17 protein-coding genes and 1 pseudogene are annotated in these 18848 nt (G+C 70.8%); 7 read left to right on the forward strand and 11 right to left on the reverse strand.

The features are described 5' to 3' along the window. Positions 1-13: 13 nt before the first annotated feature. Complete coding sequence (locus ACWIHT_RS33145) at positions 14-2182, forward strand: SpoIIE family protein phosphatase (protein ID WP_456171990.1); 2169 nt, start codon at positions 14-16, stop codon at positions 2180-2182. Here the strand turns inward: ACWIHT_RS33145 and ACWIHT_RS33150 are convergent. The 8 genes from ACWIHT_RS33150 to ACWIHT_RS33185 all read right to left on the reverse strand — a co-directional run bounded on the left by ACWIHT_RS33150 (position 2128) and on the right by ACWIHT_RS33185 (position 9893). Beyond that, positions 2128-3198, reverse strand: a complete 1071-nt coding sequence (locus ACWIHT_RS33150) for an AI-2E family transporter (RefSeq protein ID WP_456171991.1) — start codon at positions 3196-3198, stop codon at positions 2128-2130. The genes ACWIHT_RS33145 and ACWIHT_RS33150 overlap by 55 nt on opposite strands. Positions 3199-3261: 63 nt before the next feature. Next, entirely contained in the window at positions 3262-3429 is a 168-nt protein-coding gene (locus ACWIHT_RS33155; protein WP_456171992.1) for a hypothetical protein, read from the reverse strand. Between the two features lie 444 nt (positions 3430-3873). Beyond that, the gene (locus ACWIHT_RS33160) at positions 3874-4845 is read right to left on the reverse strand and encodes a pirin family protein (RefSeq protein ID WP_456171993.1); all 972 of its coding nucleotides are present in this window, start codon (positions 4843-4845) and stop codon (positions 3874-3876) included. 143 nt (positions 4846-4988) lie between these two features. After that, entirely contained in the window at positions 4989-5732 is a 744-nt protein-coding gene (locus ACWIHT_RS33165; protein ID WP_456171994.1) for a tryptophan 2,3-dioxygenase family protein, read from the reverse strand. Continuing rightward, positions 5729-6715, reverse strand: coding sequence for a diiron oxygenase (locus ACWIHT_RS33170; protein ID WP_456171995.1), 987 nt, complete (start codon positions 6713-6715; stop codon positions 5729-5731). Before ACWIHT_RS33170 ends, ACWIHT_RS33165 begins: the two co-directional genes overlap by 4 nt. Continuing rightward, positions 6663-7988, reverse strand: a complete 1326-nt coding sequence (locus tag ACWIHT_RS33175) for an aminotransferase class I/II-fold pyridoxal phosphate-dependent enzyme (RefSeq protein WP_456171996.1) — start codon at positions 7986-7988, stop codon at positions 6663-6665. Before ACWIHT_RS33175 ends, ACWIHT_RS33170 begins: the two co-directional genes overlap by 53 nt. A 463-nt stretch (positions 7989-8451) precedes the next feature. After that, complete coding sequence (locus ACWIHT_RS33180; RefSeq protein ID WP_456171998.1) at positions 8452-9264, reverse strand: SDR family NAD(P)-dependent oxidoreductase; 813 nt, start codon at positions 9262-9264, stop codon at positions 8452-8454. A gap of 155 nt (positions 9265-9419) precedes the next feature. Next, entirely contained in the window at positions 9420-9893 is a 474-nt protein-coding gene (locus ACWIHT_RS33185; protein WP_019073480.1) for an SseB family protein, read from the reverse strand. A 137-nt stretch (positions 9894-10030) separates the two neighbouring features. Between ACWIHT_RS33185 and ACWIHT_RS33190 the strand changes: the two genes are divergently transcribed. The 5 genes from ACWIHT_RS33190 to ACWIHT_RS33210 all read left to right on the forward strand — a co-directional run bounded on the left by ACWIHT_RS33190 (position 10031) and on the right by ACWIHT_RS33210 (position 15063). Then, the gene (locus ACWIHT_RS33190) at positions 10031-11857 is read left to right on the forward strand and encodes an acyl-CoA dehydrogenase (protein ID WP_456172000.1); all 1827 of its coding nucleotides are present in this window, start codon (positions 10031-10033) and stop codon (positions 11855-11857) included. A 119-nt stretch (positions 11858-11976) separates the two neighbouring features. Further along, positions 11977-13272, forward strand: coding sequence for a M18 family aminopeptidase (locus ACWIHT_RS33195; RefSeq protein ID WP_456172001.1), 1296 nt, complete (start codon positions 11977-11979; stop codon positions 13270-13272). 98 nt (positions 13273-13370) lie between these two features. Further along, entirely contained in the window at positions 13371-13601 is a 231-nt protein-coding gene (locus tag ACWIHT_RS33200; protein ID WP_093627866.1) for a DUF6458 family protein, read from the forward strand. A gap of 172 nt (positions 13602-13773) precedes the next feature. Beyond that, the gene (locus ACWIHT_RS33205; RefSeq protein WP_456172003.1) at positions 13774-14832 is read left to right on the forward strand and encodes a glycosyltransferase; all 1059 of its coding nucleotides are present in this window, start codon (positions 13774-13776) and stop codon (positions 14830-14832) included. A gap of 66 nt (positions 14833-14898) precedes the next feature. Continuing rightward, a complete protein-coding gene (locus ACWIHT_RS33210; RefSeq protein WP_019055237.1) occupies positions 14899-15063 on the forward strand; it encodes a hypothetical protein in 165 nt (54 codons plus the stop codon). 26 nt (positions 15064-15089) lie between these two features. On the opposite strand, the gene ACWIHT_RS33215 is transcribed toward ACWIHT_RS33210, so the two are convergent. The 3 genes and pseudogenes from ACWIHT_RS33215 to ACWIHT_RS33225 form a co-directional block, all read right to left on the reverse strand. Continuing rightward, complete coding sequence (locus ACWIHT_RS33215) at positions 15090-16934, reverse strand: thioredoxin-like domain-containing protein (RefSeq protein ID WP_456172004.1); 1845 nt, start codon at positions 16932-16934, stop codon at positions 15090-15092. Between the two features lie 46 nt (positions 16935-16980). Then, a pseudogene (locus ACWIHT_RS33220) lies at positions 16981-17209 on the reverse strand (DUF6879 family protein). 101 nt (positions 17210-17310) lie between these two features. Then, the gene (locus ACWIHT_RS33225; protein ID WP_456172005.1) at positions 17311-17766 is read right to left on the reverse strand and encodes an ATP-binding protein; all 456 of its coding nucleotides are present in this window, start codon (positions 17764-17766) and stop codon (positions 17311-17313) included. Between the two features lie 229 nt (positions 17767-17995). On the opposite strand from ACWIHT_RS33225, the gene ACWIHT_RS33230 reads away from it, so the two are divergent. Next, positions 17996-18841, forward strand: a complete 846-nt coding sequence (locus tag ACWIHT_RS33230) for a helix-turn-helix domain-containing protein (protein ID WP_456172006.1) — start codon at positions 17996-17998, stop codon at positions 18839-18841. Positions 18842-18848: the final 7 nt, after the last annotated feature.

Here is an 18848-nt window from a genome sequence, read left to right on the forward strand (position 1 = left end):
TTAGAGTGGGGCAATGCGCACTGGTGAGCCCCTGCCCGCCGTGGGGGAGGTACTCGCCGCCCTCGCGACCGGTCTGTGGCATTGGGACACCGCCACGGAGCTGGTCACGGTGGACGCCGAGGCCGCACGGCTGCTCGGGCTGCCCGCCGAGCCGACCACCCTCACGGAGGCCCAGACCCGGGCCAGACTCCACCCGGTCGACTGGAACGAGATCGCCGGGGTCGTCGGCCTTGCCGTCGCCGAGGACACCCTCGCCGAGGTACGGATCCGGATCATGGACGGGCGGGGCCGGGTCATCCGCACCGTCCGCAGCCGTTCCAAGCCGTCCTACGACCCCGAGAGCCGGTCCTTCGAGCTGATCGGCACCCTCCAGGAGGTCACCGAGCCCACGCCGGGCACGCCCGCCGGACGGACGGCGGTCACCGGTGACTGGCGGCGCTCCCGCGAGGCGTTCCTGCTGGACGCGGGCCGGGCGCTCGCGGAGGCGCGGTCCACGGCGGAGGTGCTGCGGGTCGCGGCGGGCCTGTCGATGCCGGGCTTCTCACCGGACGGCCTCGCCGTGTTCGGGGTGTCGGGCGACCGGCTCACGATCATCGGGCACCACGGGCATCAGCCGGGCGACGAGGACCCGTTCTCGCACATGTCCACGGTGACCGACTATCCGGCCGCCGAGGTCGTCCGCACCGGCCGTGCCGTCTATCTGTCCACGCCCGAGCAGTACAAGACCCGCTACCCGGTCACCTGGCCGCTCGCCCAGCACTTCCACCGGCAGTCCTGGGCGTTCCTGCCGCTGACCGTCGCCGGGCGCACGATGGGCGCCTGGATGGCCGCCTTCACCTACCCCGTCGCCTTCACCCCCGACGAGCGGTCCGTCCTCACCACGGTCGCCCGGATGCTCGCCCAGGCCCTGTCCCGGGCCGGTGTCGCCGAGTCCGAACGGGAGCTGACCGACGGCCTCCAGCGCTCGATGCTGCCCACGCTGGGCCCTGAGATCCCGGGCATGAGCGTCGCCGCCCGCTACATACCGACCGGCGGCGGCCTCCAGGTCGGCGGCGACTGGTACGACATGATCCCGCTGCCTGGGGGTCCCCCCTCTGGGGGAGGGCGTATCGCGCTCGTCATCGGGGACGTGCAGGGGCACGACGTGCGCGCCGCCGGGCTGATGGGGCAGCTCCGCATCGCCCTGCGCGCCTACGCCTCCGAGGGGCACCGGCCCGACGCGGTACTGTCCCGCGCCTCCCGCTTCCTGCACGGCATCACCAACGGCGGCGCCGAGATCACCGACCCGCGCTTCGCGACCTGCCTCTACGTCGAGGCCGACCCGGAGACCGGCGTGCTGGAGATCGCCCGCGCGGGCCATCCCGACCCCGCGATACGCATGGCGGACGGGACGGTGCTGATGCGGCCCACGGCCGGCGGACTGCCGCTCGGTATCGACCCGGACGCCGACTATCCGACGACCACGCTCGCCCTGGAACCCGGCGAGACCATGCTGATCTGCACCGACGGGCTGATCGAGACCGGCGGCCACGACCTGGAGACCGGCTGGCAGCGCATCCGGACCATCCTGGAGGAGCACAAGGGCGACCTGGAGGAACTGGCCGACGCGCTCGTCCAGGCCGTCCACGGGCCCTCCTCGCACCACACCACCGGCCCGCTCGCCGACCGCCGCGAAGACGACATCGCCGTACTCCTGCTGTCCCGGGAGGGCGAGAGCTGCGGCTGCGGCGACACGGTGACCGACCCGCCGAAGATCCGCCGTACGGTCCTCACGGTCGCGCAGGCCGAGCCCGAGCGGATCGCGGTGGCCCGGCAGCAGTTGCGCGAACTCCTCCACGACTGGACCGGCGCCGACCAGGTCGACTCGGCGGTGCTGCTCGTCTCCGAGATGCTCACCAACGTTCTCGTGCACACCGACGCCGATGCCCTGCTGACCGCCGAGGTGGCCGGTGAGCCCGGTGAGCGGCGGATGCGGGTCGAGGTCACGGACGCCGGCGACGACCTCCCGCACAAGCGGCACCCCGGTGAACTGGCGTCCTCCGGGCGCGGGTTGCTGCTGATCGAGCTGCTCGCCGAGACGTGGGGCGTGGACCCGAGGGGCGAGGGCAAGAGCATCTGGTTCGAGCTCTACGAGTCCGACGGCGACGGCGACGGCTCCCCGGCGGGGTCGGTCGTGCCGTAGCGCTCGCGCAGTTCGTGGACGATTCCGAAGGCGGCGGCGGTCAGCGGGACCGCGAGCAGCATGCCGAGGATGCCGGCCACGGAGGCTCCGGCGGTGATCGCGATCATCACGACCGCCGGGTGCATCTGCACGGTCCGGCTCTGGATCATCGGCTGGAGCACGTGGCCCTCCAGGACCTGCACGGCGAGGACGACTCCGAGGGCCCACAGGCCGATGACGGCACCCCGGTCGGCGAGCGCGACCAGCACCGCGACCGCGCCGGACAGGAACGCGCCGAGGTAGGGAATGTAGGCGCCGACGAAGACCAGCGCGGCGAGACCCACCGCACCCGGCACATCCAGCACGAGCAGGCCGATGCCGATGCAGGTGGCGTCGATGAGGGCGATCACGGTGGTCCCGCGCATGAAGCCCTCGACGCCCTCGAAGGCCCGGCGGGCCATGGCCTCGACGAGGTCGGCGGTGCCGTGCGGGGCGAGCGAGCGCAGCAGTCCGGTCGCGAGGTGGGAGTCCCGCAGGAAGAAGAACACGAGCAGCAGCGCCAGGACGGCCATGGCGATCGTCTCGCCGACGACACTGACCCCGCTGATCACGTTCGAGACGGCCGTCCCGCCGAACTTGGTGAGCAGTTCCTTGGCGTTGGAGGCGAGGTCGTCCAGTGAGGTCCCGGCGGCCCCGAAGTGGTCGGAGACGGAGTTCGCCGCGTTCTTGAGCGAGGACACGATCTGGTCCCCGGTGTCGATCAGCGCGGCCACGACGATGTAGACGGCCCCGCCGACCACGGCGACGACCGCGACACAGGTGACGGCGGCGGCCACGGACCGGTTGACCCCGGCCTTCACCAGCCGCCGGTACAGCGGCCCGAGCAGCGCGGTGCCGAGCAGCGCGAGCAGCACGGGCGTGACGGCGGTCCTGAACTCCACGCAGAGCCGGATCCCGACGTAGACGACCCCGGAGACGAGCAGGACGACGGCGCACCAGGCGGCGAGGCGTCGTACGGGGTCCGGGAGCAGCTGCACGGTCCCAGCCGAACACGCGGAAGGCGGGCCGTCCCGTGGGGACGGCCCGCCCGGGTGACGGACTCAGCAGGTGGGGCCCACCGCGTCGATCCGCGTACCGAAGTTGGTGTCGTAGGCCTGGGCGTAGTCGCCGGAGAGGACCTGCCGCTTCTCCTGCGGGCTCCAGTCGATGAAGCAGGCGTTGGCGTTGGCCTTGAAGGAGTACACGTGGTCATGCAGGTTGGACGGCATGTCGCGGTACCCGGAGCCGGGGGTCCACCGCCAGGGGTGCCCGAGTAGTTCCTGTCGTGCCAGAAGCAGATCTCCCCGGCCCCGCAGTTCTCGTCCGCGCGATGCGACGCGGCGCTCGCGACTTGTTGGGTGGAGGTGGCGGGGGTACGGGCCTGGGTGGGGCTTGCCGCGCCGGTCAGGGCGAGACAGGTGGCTGCCAGGGCGACGGCCAGACTCATGCGGATACGCACGGGTGACTTCCTTGCATTCGACGTCCACTTTCAGCCCGTCCCTTTCCATGAGCTGGGCCTTCATGCCGCGGCCGGGCCCGGGTCACCCGGACGGAGGACCCGGACCGGCCGCCGACCCGCAAGCCGAAAGCCCCGTCCGGACAAGGACGGGGCTTCGGGAAGTTCCGCTCTACGAAAGCACTCTACGAAGGCGCTACGAAAGCTCTGCGAAGGCTTACAGGCCGCCCTCGCCCATCCCGTGCACGGCGGGGATGGTGCCCAGTCGGCCCTTCTGGAAGTCCTCGAAGGCCTGCTGGAGTTCCTCGCGGGTGTTCATGACGAACGGGCCGTAGTGCGCCATCGGCTCGCGGATCGGCTGGCCGCCGAGGATGACGACCTCCATGTCCGGGGTGTGCGAGTCCTGCTGCTCGTCCGCGCGGACGGTCAGCGAGGAACCGGCGCCGAAGACGGCGGTCTGGCCCAGGTGGATCGGGCGGCGGTCGGCGCCGACCGAGCCCTTGCCCGCCATGACGTAGACGAGGCCGTTGAAGTCCTCGCGCCAGGGCAGGGTCAGTTCCGCGCCCGGGGCCACGGTGGCGTGCACCATCGTGATCGGGGTGTGCGTGATGCCGGGGCCCTGGTGGCCGTCCAGCTCACCGGCGATGACACGCAGGAGCGCGCCGCCGTCGGGGGTGGTGAGGAGCTGGACCTGGCCGCCGCGGATGTCCTGGTAGCGGGGGGCCATCATCTTGTCCTTGGCCGGGAGGTTGACCCAGAGCTGGAGCCCGTGGAACAGCCCGCCGGACACGACCAGCGACTCCGGCGGCGCCTCGATGTGCAGCAGGCCCGCGCCCGCCGTCATCCACTGGGTGTCGCCGTTGGTGATGGTGCCGCCGCCGCCGTTGGAGTCCTGGTGGTCGAAGACGCCGTCGATGATGTAGGTGACGGTCTCGAAGCCGCGGTGCGGGTGCCAGGGGGTGCCCTTGGGCTCGCCCGGCGCGTACTCCACCTCGCCCATCTGGTCCATCATGATGAACGGGTCGAGGTGACGGTAGTTGATCCCGGCGAACGCGCGGCGCACCGGGAAGCCCTCACCCTCGAAACCGCCGGGTGCGGTCGTGACGGTGAGCACGGGACGTGCCACGGCGTCGGCCGGCGCGGCCACGCGGGGCAGGGTCAGCGGGTTCTCTACGGTCACTGCAGGCATGTCGGGACCTCCTTGTGCGTCGAGTTTAGTTGAGCGTTGAACTTTCTGCTACCCCACAACAGAAGAAGCCCGGAGGACATTCCCTCCGGGCTCCCGCCCGACCCACCCGCACGGCGGGCACACACAGCGGGCACTTCAGGGGCTCACAGCACGGCGCCCCGAGCCTCCCACAGCTCCGGGAAGAACCGTTCCCCGCCGCGTTCCCGCAGATACGCGGCCCCCGAACTGCCCGCCGTACCCCGCCGCCCGCCGATCTGCCGCTCCACGACCTGGACGTGCCGGGCCCGCCACAGCGCCCAGCCCTCGTCGTGGCCGAGCAGCGCGTCCGCGAGTTCCCCGAACGGTCCCTCGCCGCGGAAGGCGGCGGCCCGGTCCGCCCTCGGGAGGCCCGCCAGCGCCGCGAGGAACCCGTCCCACAGCGTCGGTTCCAGCAGCCGCCGGTCCAGGCGGGCCCTCTCGGCCGCCGTCAGCCAGCGCATCGAGCGGGTGCGGTGGTCCCGGCGCGCCGAGAGCACCTCGATCTCGTAGAACTGCGCGGACTGCACGCCGCTGGCCGTGCCGAGCGCACCGCGGAACTCCCGGAAGTCGTCCGGCGCCATGGTGTCCAGCAGCGTCAGCGCGTCGAGCAGCGCCCGCTCGATCTCGCGGCAGCGGCGCAGCCGTCGTACGGCTACGGCGTTCTCGCCCGCCGACATCCGGTCGCGGGCGTCCGTGAGCTCGACCAGCAACTGCTTGAACCACAGCTCGTGCACCTGGTGCACGGTGATGAACAGATGCTCGTCGTGCGCGGCGGGGGCGAGGGGCAGCTGCTGGTCGAGGAGCTGCGGCAGGCGCAGGTACGTGCCGTAGGTGAGGCTCGTGGTGGTTGTGGCCGGGGTCGGGTTCACGGGGTCTCCTCGTGGCCGTCGCCATCGCCATCGGCATCGCCGTCGCCGAGGCCGTGGGCTGCGAAGTGCTCGCGGGCGCCCGGGAGTTCGAGGACTCCGACGGCCGCGCAGAGCCGTAGCGTCGAGCGGGCGGTGTCGTTCAGGCGGCGGGGGTCCGGGCCGGCCGCGCAGCAGTCGTCGGCGACCTCGCGGGCGGTGTCGGGGGCGAGGCCCGCCAGCCGCAGCGAGGTGCGGACGGGGGCGAGGTCCCAGGTCAGGGCGGCCCGGATCAGTTCGGGCAGGGCGTGGGCGGCGGCGGTCCGGTCGGTGCCGGAGAGGTGGGCCCACACCTCCCGGAACAGGGCGGAGAAGAAACGGTGGTGGCGGCCCTCGTCCCGGGCGTGGTCGCGCAGCAGGTCGCGGACCACTCCGACCACGGACGGGTCGCCCGGCACCTCGTTCAGGACGGCCGTGATCAGGGTCTCGAACACCACCGCCTGGAGGAGCCCGGCGAGCGCGGGCGCGCCCGGCAGCGAGCGGTGCGCGGAGGCCCGTAGCCGCTCGACGAAGCCGCCGTAGTCCTGGTCCGGTATCGCGATGCCGGTGACGGCGGCGATCTGGTCGGCCAGGTCGAGGCTGTAGAGGGCGTGGTAGCCCTCGTCGCAGTAGACCTTGAAGGCGTCCGGGCGCAGGGCGGCGGGCAGGTCGAGTCCGGTACGGCCGTTGGCGACGGCCTCGGCGGCCGTGTTGACGACCCGGGTCTCCAGGTGGGTCGTCGACAGCAGGAACTGGTAGAGGTGCCGCACGGTCAGCTCGCGCAGCCGCTCGGGCGACAGTTCCCGTACGGCCTCGTGGCGGGCGTACGGCACCAGGGCGGCCGGGAAGAAGACCCGGCCACGCTCGGTCTCCTCGTGGAACACGCGGCGCGTGCCGGTGCGGACGCCCGCCTGCTCATACCAGCGGTCGAGCGGGCCCGGTGGGGTGTCGGTGCCGTGGGTCGTCATGGGGTGCTCCCTTCTCGGCCTTTCCGTTCTTTACGGCCTTCTCGGCCTTCTCGGCCTTCTCGGTGAGCAGGTGGCCGAGGCGGGTCAGGGCCTCCGCCACGACGGCCGCGTCGAGCGAGTGGCAGACGCGAAACCAGCCGGGGCGCGGGGCGTGGAAGGCCTCACCGGGCAGGATGCTGACGTGGGTGCGGTCGAGGATCTCCCGCCACAGCGCGCGTTCGCCCGCGAAGCCGGGGTGGGGCAGGTGGGCGCCCAGGTCGGCCCAGATCGAGCAGCCCGCCTGCGCGGGGGCGTACGGGATGCCGAAGGCGTCGAGCAGGGCTACGGCGCGCTCGTACGAGGCACCGAGGCGGCGGCGGTTCTCGGCGAGGAACGCGTGCACCCGGGCGGGGTCGGCGAGGAGCGCGGTGAGATGGGCCTGGGTGTGGGTGGAGACGGGGGCGAAGTAGGCGAGGGCGCGGGCGGCGGCGCGGATCTCCGGGTCGGTGGTGTGCAGGACGCCCGCCTTGAAGCCGGGCAGCCCGAAGTCCTTCGCGAAGCCCCACACGGTGTGCGTGCGGGCGGGGTCGGCGGCGACCGTCCGCAGGCCGGTGAAGGGGCGCGGCCCGAACACCGAGCCCGCGTAGATCTCGTCGGCGACGACGTCCACGCCGTGGTGGGCCGCGGCCTCGGCCAACTCCCGTAGCCGCGCGGCCGGATGGACCTCTCCGGTCGGATTGGCCGGGGACGCTAGCGCCACGGCCCGTACGTCCACGCCGTCGCGCCGGGCCTCGGCGAGCGTCCGGTCCACGGCGCGTACGGAGAGCCCGTGGCCGTCGTCCGGGTCCGGTGGGGCGGGCAGCAGCCGGGCGCCCGAGCGGCCCCCGAGGTCGGTGTCGAACGCGCCGTAGCAGGGCGTGGGCACGACGATCGCCTCGCCCGGGTCGCACAGCGCGGTGGCGACGACGTCCAGGGCCGCGGTCGCCCCGGCCACGACCACCAGGTCCTCGGGGTCGACCGGCCGCTCCCCCGGGACGGTGAGATGCCGCGCGAGATGCGCGCGCAGCTCCGGGGTGCCGTACAGGGGCGCGTAACGGGTGTCGCGGGCGGTGAGCGGGCGGGGCGGCTCGGTGTGCAGGTCCTGGACGAGCCGGTTCTCCGCGGTCCCGAGATTCAGCCAGCCGTCGGGCCGCAGCCGTGGGTGATACGGCAACGCCTCCGCCCGGAAGTGCGCCTCCGCGATGGCGGGCGAACCGACGACCAGCCGGGCGGCTTGTCGCGAGACCGCGGTCACGAGCCGACTCCGAGCGCGAGCGGAGCGGGGCCGCGACGCGGGGTCGGGCGGGGAGCGGTGGCCGCCGCGCGAGGAACGGCGACCGGGCTCGCGCCCCGGCGGGAAATCGGGGCCGACGCGCAAGGAAAGGCGACCGGACCCGCGCCCGTGCAGGAAACCGGAACCGACTGGACGGCCCCGCCCCCACGCGAAGCGGCGACGCGACGCGCGGGTCGGCGGGAAATCGGGGCCGCCGCGCAAGGAAAGGCGACCGGTCCCGCGCCTCGGCGGGAAGCCGGGACCCACCGGACAGCCCCACCCCCACAAGAACCAGCCACACAAAGCACGGCCCGGCCGGAAGCCGAGCCTGATCGGACCGTCACGCACCCACGGCGACCGACCACGCGGCGCGTGCCGCGGCAGGAATCCGAGACCGACACGCGAGCACCGGCAACCACGCCCGCGCCCCACCGGATACTCGCCCTCACCGCTCCACCCCCGCCCCCTCCGCCACCCCGCCCAGCAACCCCGGGCGGACCCCCAGCCCCATCGACGCGTCGAGCACCGCTCCGTGGAGGAGGGTGGCGAGGGGGCCGGTCAGGTGCCAGATCAGGTCGGCCATGTCCGTGGGGGCGATCAGGCGGCCTCGGGGGAGGGTGGCTTCCAGGGTGGCGCGTTCCTGCGGGGTGAGGCCCGCGAGGGTGCTGGCCTCGAACATGGGGGTGTCCACCGCGCCGGGGCAGACGGCGACGACGTCGACGGGGTCGTGGACCAGCTCGGCGGCCAGGTGACGGGTGAGGTAGGCGAGGGCGGCCTTGCTCATGCCGTCCGCGACACGGAAACCCGGGAACTGCGCCACGCCCCCGCCGACACTCGCGACGTTGACGATCGTGCCGCGTCCGCGCGCCCGCATCCCCGGTAGCAGCTGCTCGGTGAGCCAGAGCGGCCCGACCGCGTTGATCTGTAGGAACGCCGCGTCCTGGGTGTGGCCGGGTCCGGGGACGTACTGCTCGACGGTCTTCGAGCCGACCGCCGCGTTGTTGACGAGTACGTCGACCGGTCCGGGCAGTTCCGCGACCAGGCGTTCGTGGTCGGGCCACTCGCCCTGGCGGAACTCGAAGGCCCGCGCCGGGTGCCGGCCGGTGCCGGCGAGTTCGGCGACCAGCCGGGCCGCGCGCTCGCGCCCCGAGTGGTACGTGAACCAGACGTGGTCGCCGCCGCGCGCGAACCGCCGTACGCACGCCCGTCCGATCCCCGCCGAACCGCCTGTGATGAGTACGTTCCGTGCCGCCGCCATGCGGGCCCCCGTCGGTGTGCCGCGTCCGCTGTCTGACGGAACCGCACACTTCCAGCCAACCGGGGCACAACCCGGCGGCACCGGGAACCCGGTCGACATCTCGTCGGATCGGGCCCGACACTTCAGCGACTAAGCCACTGGGTCGGGTCGGCCGCTCAGCCGTACATCCTGCGCATCGCGAACTCCACCATCTGCTCGACCGCCTTCGCGTCGAACACCATGCGGTGCTCACCCTCCATGTCGACGACGAAGCCGTAGCCCGTCGGCAGCAGGTCGATCACCTCGGCGCCGGTGATCACGAAGTACTTGGACTCCTTGCCCGCGTAGCGGCGCAGTTCCTTCAGCGAGGTGAACATCGGGATCACCGGTTGCTGGGTGTTGTGGAGTGCGAGGAAGCCCGGGTTGTCGCCGCGCGGACAGTAGACCTTGGAGGTCGCGAAGACCTGCTGGAAGTCCTCCGCGGCCATCTGCCCGGTGGTGAACGCGCGTACCGCGTCCGCCAGCGAGGGCGGGGACGGCTCGGGGTAGAGCGGTGGCTGCTGGCCGTAGCCGCCCACGCCACCGGCCATCTGCTGCTGGGGCGGGACGTACCCCTGCTGAGCGCCCACGTTCTGGTCGTAGCCGTACATGCCCGCAAGAGTACTGAGTCACAGATGGACGGCTTGGGGTTGCGTCTTATTACCGACGGGTAGCATCATCGTAGCTACTGCTTAGTACTCCTCTCGATACACATCTCGTTGCACATATCTCTTACGGAGTCGTCGCCATGGGGCACTACAAGTCGAATCTCCGCGACATCGAGTTCAACCTCTTCGAGGTCCTCGGGCGCGACAAGCTGTACGGCACCGGTCCCTTCGCGGAGATGGACACGGACACCGCGAAGAGCGTCCTGGAGGAGCTGACCCGGCTCGCGGAGAACGAGCTCGCGGAGTCCTTCGCCGACGCCGACCGCAACCCGCCGGTCTTCGACCCGGAGACGAACACCGCGCCCGTACCGGCCTCCTTCAAGAAGAGCTACAAGGCCTTCATGGAGAGCGAGTACTGGCGGCTGGGGCTCCCCGAGGCCATCGGCGGTACGACGGCTCCGCCCTCCCTGATCTGGTCGTACGCGGAGCTGATCCTCGGCGCGAACCCGGCCGTGTGGATGTACTCCTCCGGTCCGGCCTTCGCCGGGATCCTCTACGACGAGGGCAACGACGTACAGAAGAAGATCGCGCAGTTGGCCGTGGAGCGGACCTGGGGGTCCACCATGGTGCTGACCGAGCCCGACGCGGGGTCGGACGTGGGTGCCGGGCGGACCAAGGCGATCCAGCAGGACGACGGGTCCTGGCACATCGAGGGCGTCAAGCGGTTCATCACGTCCGGTGAGCACGACATGGAGGAGAACATCCTTCACTACGTGCTCGCGCGGCCGGAGGGCCACGGGCCGGGCACCAAGGGGCTCTCCCTCTTCCTCGTGCCGAAGTTCCATTTCGACGTCGAGACCGGCGAGCTGGGCGAGCGCAACGGCGTGTACGCGACGAACGTCGAGCACAAGATGGGCCTCAAGGCGTCCAACACCTGCGAGATGACCTTCGGCGACCGCCACCCCGCCAAGGGCTGGCTGATCGGCGACAAGCACGACGGCATCCGCCAGATGTTCCGGATCATCGAGTTCGCTCGCATGATGGTCGGGACGAAGGCCATCTCCACGCTGTCGACCGGCTACCTCAACGCCCTTGAGTACGCCAAGGAGCGCGTCCAGGGGCCCGACCTCGCGCAGTTCATGGACAAGGCCGCGCCCAAGGTCACCATCACGCACCACCCGGACGTGCGCCGCTCGCTGATCACGCAGAAGGCGTACGCCGAGGGCATGCGCGCGCTCGTGCTGTACACCGCCTCGATCCAGGACGCGATCGCCGTCAAGGAGGCGAACGGCGAGGACTCGAAGGTCGAGCACGCGCTCAACGACCTGCTCCTGCCGATCGTCAAGGGCTATGGCTCCGAGAAGGGCTACGAGCAGCTCGCCCAGTCGCTCCAGACCTTCGGCGGCTCCGGGTTCCTCCAGGAGTACCCGATCGAGCAGTACATCCGGGACGCCAAGATCGACACCCTCTACGAGGGCACGACGGCCATCCAGGGCCAGGACTTCTTCTTCCGGAAGATCGTCCGCAACCAGGGCGCGGCCCTCAACTCCCTCGCCGAGGACATCAAGAAGTTCCTCGCGCTGGGCACGGGCGGCGAGGAGCTGGCCGGTGCCCGTGAGCACCTCGCCAAGGCGGCCGTAGAGCTGGAGGCCATCGTCGGTCTGATGCTGACCGACCTCGCGGCCACCGAGCAGGACGTCAAGAACATCTACAAGGTGGGCCTCAACACCACCCGCCTGCTGCTCGCCTCCGGTGACGTCGTCGTCGGCTACCTGCTGCTGAAGGGTGCCGCGGTCGCCGTCGAGAAACTGGAGACGGCGTCGGCCAAGGACCGCGCGTTCTACACCGGCAAGATCGCGGCTGCGAAGTTCTTCGCGGCCAATGTGCTGCCCGGTCTGACCCTGGCCCGCAAGGTCGCCGAGGGTGTCGAGCTGGACCTGATGGAACTGGACGAAGCCGCCTTCTAGCCAGCCGCAGAACCGTTTCCGGGACAGACCGGAACAGCTTCGCGAAACCCCACATCGCCCTTACGAGGGCCCGCTCCCATCACCCGGAGCGGGCCCTCGTACGTCGTTAAGGTGAACCCATGAGCGAACCCCCCCGCTTCGACCGCGGCCACACCGACGACCTCATGTCCTTCCTGGCGGCGTCCCCCACGCCGTACCACGCCGTGGCGAACACCGCCGAGCGGCTGGAGAAGGCCGGATTCAAGCAGGTCGCCGAGACGGACGCCTGGGAGGGGACGACCGGCGGCAAGTACGTACTGCGCGGCGGCGCGATCGTGGCCTGGTTCGTCCCCGAAGGTGCGGCACCCCACACCCCCTTCCGCATCATCGGCGCCCACACCGACTCCCCGAACCTGCGGGTCAAGCCGCGCCCGGACACCGGTGCGCACGGCTTCCGCCAGGTCGCCGTCGAGATCTACGGCGGCCCGCTGCTCAACTCCTGGCTCGACCGCGACCTCGGTCTGGCCGGCCGGCTGAGCCTGCGGGACGGCTCGACCCGCCTGGTGAACGTGGACCGCCCGCTGCTCAGAGTGCCCCAACTCGCCATCCACCTGGACCGTTCCGTGTCGTCGGAGGGGCTCAAGCTGGACAAGCAGCGCCACCTCCAGCCGATCTGGGGCCTGGGCGACGACGTCCGCGACGGCGACCTGATCGCCTTCCTGGAGGAGGAGTCGGGTCTCGCGCCGGGCGAGGTCACCGGCTGGGACCTGATGACGCACTCCGTCGAGGCGCCCTCCTACCTGGGCCGCGACCAGGAGTTGCTCGCCGGACCGCGCATGGACAACCTGCTGTCCCTGCACGCCGGCGCCGCCGCCCTCGCCTCCGTCACGGCCCGCGAGAACCTGCCGTACATCCCCGTGCTCGCCGGCTTCGACCACGAGGAGAACGGCTCGCAGTCCGACACGGGCGCGGACGGGCCGCTGCTCGGCGGGATCCTGGAGCGCTCGGTGTTCGCGCGCGGCGGCTCGTACGAGGACCGGGCACGGGCCTTCGCGGGCACCGTCTGCCTCTCCTCCGACACCGGGCACGCCGTGCACCCCAACTACGCGGAACGGCACGACCCGACGCACCACCCGCGCGTCAACGGCGGGCCGATCCTCAAGGTCAACGTCAACAACCGCTACGCCACGGACGGTTCGGGCCGCGCGGTGTTCGCCGCGGCCTGTGAGAAGGCCGGTGTGCCGTTCCAGACCTTCGTCTCCAACAACTCCATGCCCTGCGGCACGACGATCGGCCCGATCACCGCGGCCCGCCACGGCATCAAGACCGTCGACATCGGCGTGGCGATCCTCTCCATGCACAGCGCCCGCGAACTCTGCGGCGACCGCGACCCGTTCCTGCTGGCCAACGCGCTGGTGGCATTCCTGGAGGGCTAGCCAACGGTGGGCCAACTCCCGTTCGGCGCATGGGTGTTGCCTTCCCGGGTACCCGGTCGCGGACCGGAACGAGCGGACAGCACAGGGAGGCGACACCCATGGGCCTGGGAGGCTGCATCATCCTCATCGCCGTCGGCGCGATTCTCGCGTTCGCGACCGACTGGCACATGCAGGGGGTCAATCTCACGCTGGTCGGCGTGATCCTCATGGCCGTCGGACTGATCGGCGTGGTGACGTTCAGCAGCATCGCGCGGCGCCGCCGGGTGCTGCTGCCGGGCTCGACGACCGTCGTGGACGAGGACCGGAACCGCGACGGATACCGGGCGTAACCCGCACACGGGCCGAATCGCCCGCACAGGACATACACAGCCAACCGTGAGCAATCCGTGACGCTGGGCGCATTGTGCGGTTGTGTGAACCTCGTGAAGACTTTGCGCAGTTGAGGGCCCGGGGAGAGGCAGCCCCGGGCCCGCCCCGCGATCGTCACAGGGAGTCACTGCCGTGCCCGAACCACGGCTGGTGGTCCTCATACCGGCGCACAACGAGGCGGACCGCATCGGCGCCGCGATCGAGGGCTTGTGGCGGCAAACCCGTAAACCCGACCTGATCGTCGTCGTCACCGACAACTGCACCGACGACACCGCCGAGGTCGCCGCCTCGCACGGCGCGGACATCTTCGCCACGCAGGGCAACACCCACAAGAAGGCCGGCGCCCTCAACCAGGCCATCGACTGGGTCCTGCCCCACCTCGACGAACGCGACCTGCTCCTCGTCCAGGACGCGGACACCGTCCTCAACCCCTGGTTCAGCGAGACCGCCATGGCCACCTTCAACCGCAAGGTCGGCGCCGTCGGCGGAGTCTTCTACGGCGAGCAGGGCGGCGGCCTCCTCGGACTCCTCCAGCGCATGGAGTTCCAGCGCTACGCCTGGGAGTTGAACCGCACCGGCGGCAAAGCCCAGGTCCTCACCGGCACCGGCACGATGTTCCGCGCCCGCGTCCTGCGCGAGGTCCGCGAGGCCCGCCACTCGGGGCGGATCGGCGGCGGCGACGGCTACTACAGCCTCGCCTCCCTCACCGAGGACGACGAGATGACCAAGGCGGTCAAGACCCTCGGCTACCGCGCGATGTCCCCGGCGGGCTGCGCGGTCACCACCGAGGTCATGACCAGCCTCCCCAAACTCTGGCACCAGCGCCTGCGCTGGCAGCGGGGCGCCCTGGAGAACCTCCGCGACTACGGCTGGACCAAGGTCACCGCGCGTTACTTCCTCCAGCAGTTCCTGATGGGCTTCGGCGCGCTGTCGTTCCTGATCTACCTGACCTTCATGGCCACGTACACCACGCTCTACGGCTGGCCCGGCCTCTCCCCGTTCTGGACGGCGATCGGCCTGATCTTCGTGGTCGAGAAAACCGTCTCGGTCCGCCGCGCGGGCCCCCTCGCGATCCTGGTCGCCGCGCTGATGATCCCCGAGATGCTCTACGACCTCTTCCAGCACGCCGTCTACTTCACCTCCCTGTGGGGCCTGGTCCGCCGCAGCGAGGAGAAGTGGGTGGCTACCTAGCCCACCCCTCACAGCACCTCTCACACCCCTTCTCACATCACTTCACGTTCGCAAGGAGAAACGTTTATGTACGGAAGAGTTGTCGGCGCCGGCACGACCGGCGCCGGTGGGGCCACACTGGCCGCGACCGGCCTGTGGCTGAACAGCATGGCGATGATGGTGGCGGCGACCACGCTGGTGGCGGCGGGGATGGCGCTGTACAAGCTGGCACCGCGGGCGCGGCGGCGGTAGGGCGTTGCCCCGGGCGATCCCCCGTTTCAGGCGCCCCGGTCGTCCATACCGGCCAGGACGAGGGGGAGGCGGTCCGTCGCGCCCTCGGTGAGGCGGACCGGGACGCCCCAGTCCTGCTGGTGGACGTGGCAGGCGGGGTATTTGTTGGCGGGGTCGTCATCGCAGGAGGCGGCCATGGCGGAGACGTGCAACACGCCTTCTACGACGGCCTCGTTGAGGGTGAGGGTACGGTTCAGGTCCGTGCCCGCGCCCTCGCCGGCGAGGAGCAGCTCGGGCGGGGTGGCGGAGACGAGCAGCCGGGTCGAGGACCCGTAGCTGGCGTCGAGCTTCTGCCCGGCCGGGGCCTGGAAGATGACGTCCAACTCCAGCTCGCCCGGGGCGACTTCGGTGGCGGCGCGCTGGGTCCGATGGGCAACCGACTCGACCCGCACCGCCTCCTCCGGCAACCGCAGCCGGGTCAGCCGGTGCCGGGCCGACTCGACGACCAGGATCTCGTCACCGACGAGCACGGCATCGCTCGGCTCCCTCAAGTCCGTGGCCAGCGTGGTGACTTCGCCGGTCGCGGGGTCGTAGCGGCGCAGCGCGTGGTTGTACGTGTCGCTGATCGCGACCGAGCCGTCCGGGAGCGCGGTGACGCCCAACGGGTGCTGGAGCAGGGCCTGTTCGGCGGCTCTGTCACGATGCCCGAAGTCGAAGAGCCCGGTGCCGACGGCGGTGTGGACGACACCCTCGACGTCCACCCAGCGCAGGGCGGACGTCTCGGAGTCGGCCAGCCAGAGCCGGTCGGCGGTCGCGGCGAGTCCGGACGGCTGCGCGAACCAGGCCTCGGGGCCGGGCCCGTCGACGAGCCCTTCGTTGGTGGTACCGGCGGTGACGAAGACGGTCTCGTCGGCAGGGTCGTAGGCCCAGAGCTGATGCACACCGGCCATGGCGATCCAGACCTTGCCCTGCCACTCGGCCACGTCCCACGGGGACGAGAGGCTGACCTCGCGCGCGGGACCCGAGGTGGGCTCGCCCTGCATCCACTGGCGGCCGGTGCCCGCGAGGGTGGTCACGGCGCCGGTGGCGAGGTCGAGGCGTCGTAGCGCGTGGTTCACGGTGTCGGCGACGACCACGGAGCCGTCGTCGAGGAGGGTGAGCCCCTGGGGTTCGTTGAAGGTGGCGGAGTCGGCCGAACCGTCGTGCAGGCCGCGCGCCCCGGAACCGATCCGCCGTACGACCGTCTCCCCGTCCGCCGCCAGCTCGACCAGCTGGTGCCGGGTGGTGTCGCTGACCAGGAAGTTCCCGGACGGCAGGGCCAACGCCTTGCCCGGGAAACGGAGCACGGTGGGCTCGGGCTCCGGGGCCACATACGGCCCGTCCCCGCGCCGTAGCGTCCCCTTCGCCGCGTGCTCGGTCTCCAACTCCGCGACCAGCCGCTCGATGGCGTGCGCGTGGCCTTCGCCCGCGTGCTGCGCGACGACGTACCCCTCCGGGTCGATCACGACGAGCGTCGGCCACGCGCGCACCGCGTACTGCTTCCAGGTCGCCAACTCCGGGTCGTCCAGCACGGGATGCTCCACGCCGTATCGCTCGACCGCGTCCACGACAGCCTGATGCTCGGCCTCGTGCACGAACTTCGGCGAGTGCACGCCGATGATCACGACCGTGTCGCGGTGCTTCTCCTCCAACTCCCGCAGTTCATCGAGGACATGCAGGCAGTTGATGCAGCAGAAGGTCCAGAAATCCAGAATGACAATGCGCCCGCGCAGGTCGGCGAGGCTGTACTGCTTGTCCCCCGTGTTCAGCCAGCCGCCCTTGCCGGTGAGCTGGGGGGCGCGGACGCGGGCGCGGGCGCGTCGAGGAGTCGGGGTCGCGGATGCATCGGTCATGAATCAAGACTGCCACCCACCACTGACAGTCACGACAGCGCGTTCGTCAGTCCGGCCGGTACTCCGCGTGGGGAACGGCCCTCTCCCAGGCTGCCTCGTGGGCGGTCGCGTACTGCTCCGCCAAGGCCGGATCGTGGCGCACTGCCATCCGCTCACCGGTCCACTGCCCATCCGTCCAGTGCGGGGACCAAGAGGCCGTGGGCTCGCGAGCGGGGTAGCCAACGCACATCTTCACCCGCGGCGACGTTCGTGAAGGTGCCGGTCGTCTCGGCCACCGCGTCCGGCCAGGAGCGCCACCAGGACGTGCACCGGGGAGTGCCGCGACTTGGCGAGTGCTTCAGGTACCGCTGTTGCCATCGTTGGCCTCACTGTCTAGTCATGGTGATGCCGGGCGTTGTACGGGCGGGTCCGCGACCGGCTCTGCGGGCAGGTCGAACCACACTCCCTTGCCCTCCGGGTGGGACTGGCCGCCGTACGGGATGTCCGGGCCGTGGCCCCAGTGGCCTTCGGTGAGGGCGTCCACCAGGTAGAGGCCACGGCCACCGCATCGCTCACCGGGTTCGGCCGTCAACTCCCTTATCACCGGCGGGTTCTCGTCCCCGTCGTACACCACGACCCGCAGCCGGCCCTCCTCCACCACCAGCCACAGCACCGTGCCGTCACCGCCCTTCGCGTGGACGCAGGCGTTGGTGACGAGTTCCGAGGTGCAGAGGATCGCGTCGTCGACCAGGGTGCGGTCCAGTTCCAGTGTGCGGAGGACCGCCGCGACGAAGTCGCGGGCGATGTGGGGGGAGGTGTCGAGGGGTGGGCAGATCAGGGTGTACGAGGGCATGGGGCATCAACTCCGGTGGAGTGAGGGGGGTTTGTGCGAGCCCGGGCTCGTTGCTGTCCGGCGCCCCGGTGTCGACGGCCGGGGTGGCGCGTCCAACGGGCGTTGGGCGTGCGGGAGTTGCGGATGGGTGACCGTGTTGGCACCCTCCGTGAGGTACGTTACGACCATAGCGACTCAGCCTGATACGCACCAACCGTTCAAGGAAAGTGCGCCGAACGAGGAGACCTCCATGCCGCCGAGGGCGAACCCCACCGCACGCCAAGGGCGACTCGGCGCCGAACTACGCAAGCTGCGCGAGGCGACGGGTATCGAGTCGCGGGACGCCGCCGCCTTCCTCGGGGTGAACCAGACCCAGATCAGCCACATCGAGTCCGGCCGGTTCGGAATCGGCGAGCAGCGGCTGCGCGGACTGGCCAGGTTCTACAAATGCGACGACAGCCAACTCATCGACGCATTGGTCGAGATGGCGGCGCCGCGGTCCAAGGGCTGGTGGGAGGAGTACCGCGGTGTGCTCCCGCCCAAGGCGCTCGACCTCGCCGAGTTGGAGCACCACGCCTTGTATGTCCGCGTGTTCCACATGGTGCACATCCCTGGAGTTCTCCAGACCGAGGAACACGTACGCGCAGTCTCGATGTTCGCCGCGCCGAGTCTCACGGAGGAGGAGTGCGAGACCCGTGTCGCGTTCCGGATGCGTCGTCAGCAGGTGATCTCTTCGGGGACGCCGTACGACGTGATCGTCCACGAAGCCGCACTACGGATGCGGGTGGGTGGCTCCAAGGTTGCCCGCGCCCAACTCGACCATCTCCTTGAGGCATCCGACCGGAAGTCGGTCACTCTTCGTGTCATCCCGTTCGCAGCCGAGGGGTTCGCAGGGGCGGAATTTTCCATGCAGTACGTTGGCGGCGCCATTCCCCAACTCGATACCGTGCAGATCGACGCGCCCCATGGCGCCGAGTTCATCGATGCCCCAATGCGGCTGAGCCGCTACCGAACCTGGGGCGAGAGCATCGACAAGGCAGCTCTCCCGCAGGAGGCTTCCCTCGACCTCATCCGACGTATCGCCCAGGAATTCTGAAGGAACG

This window comes from Streptomyces sp. NPDC002276 (assembly GCF_053891435.1).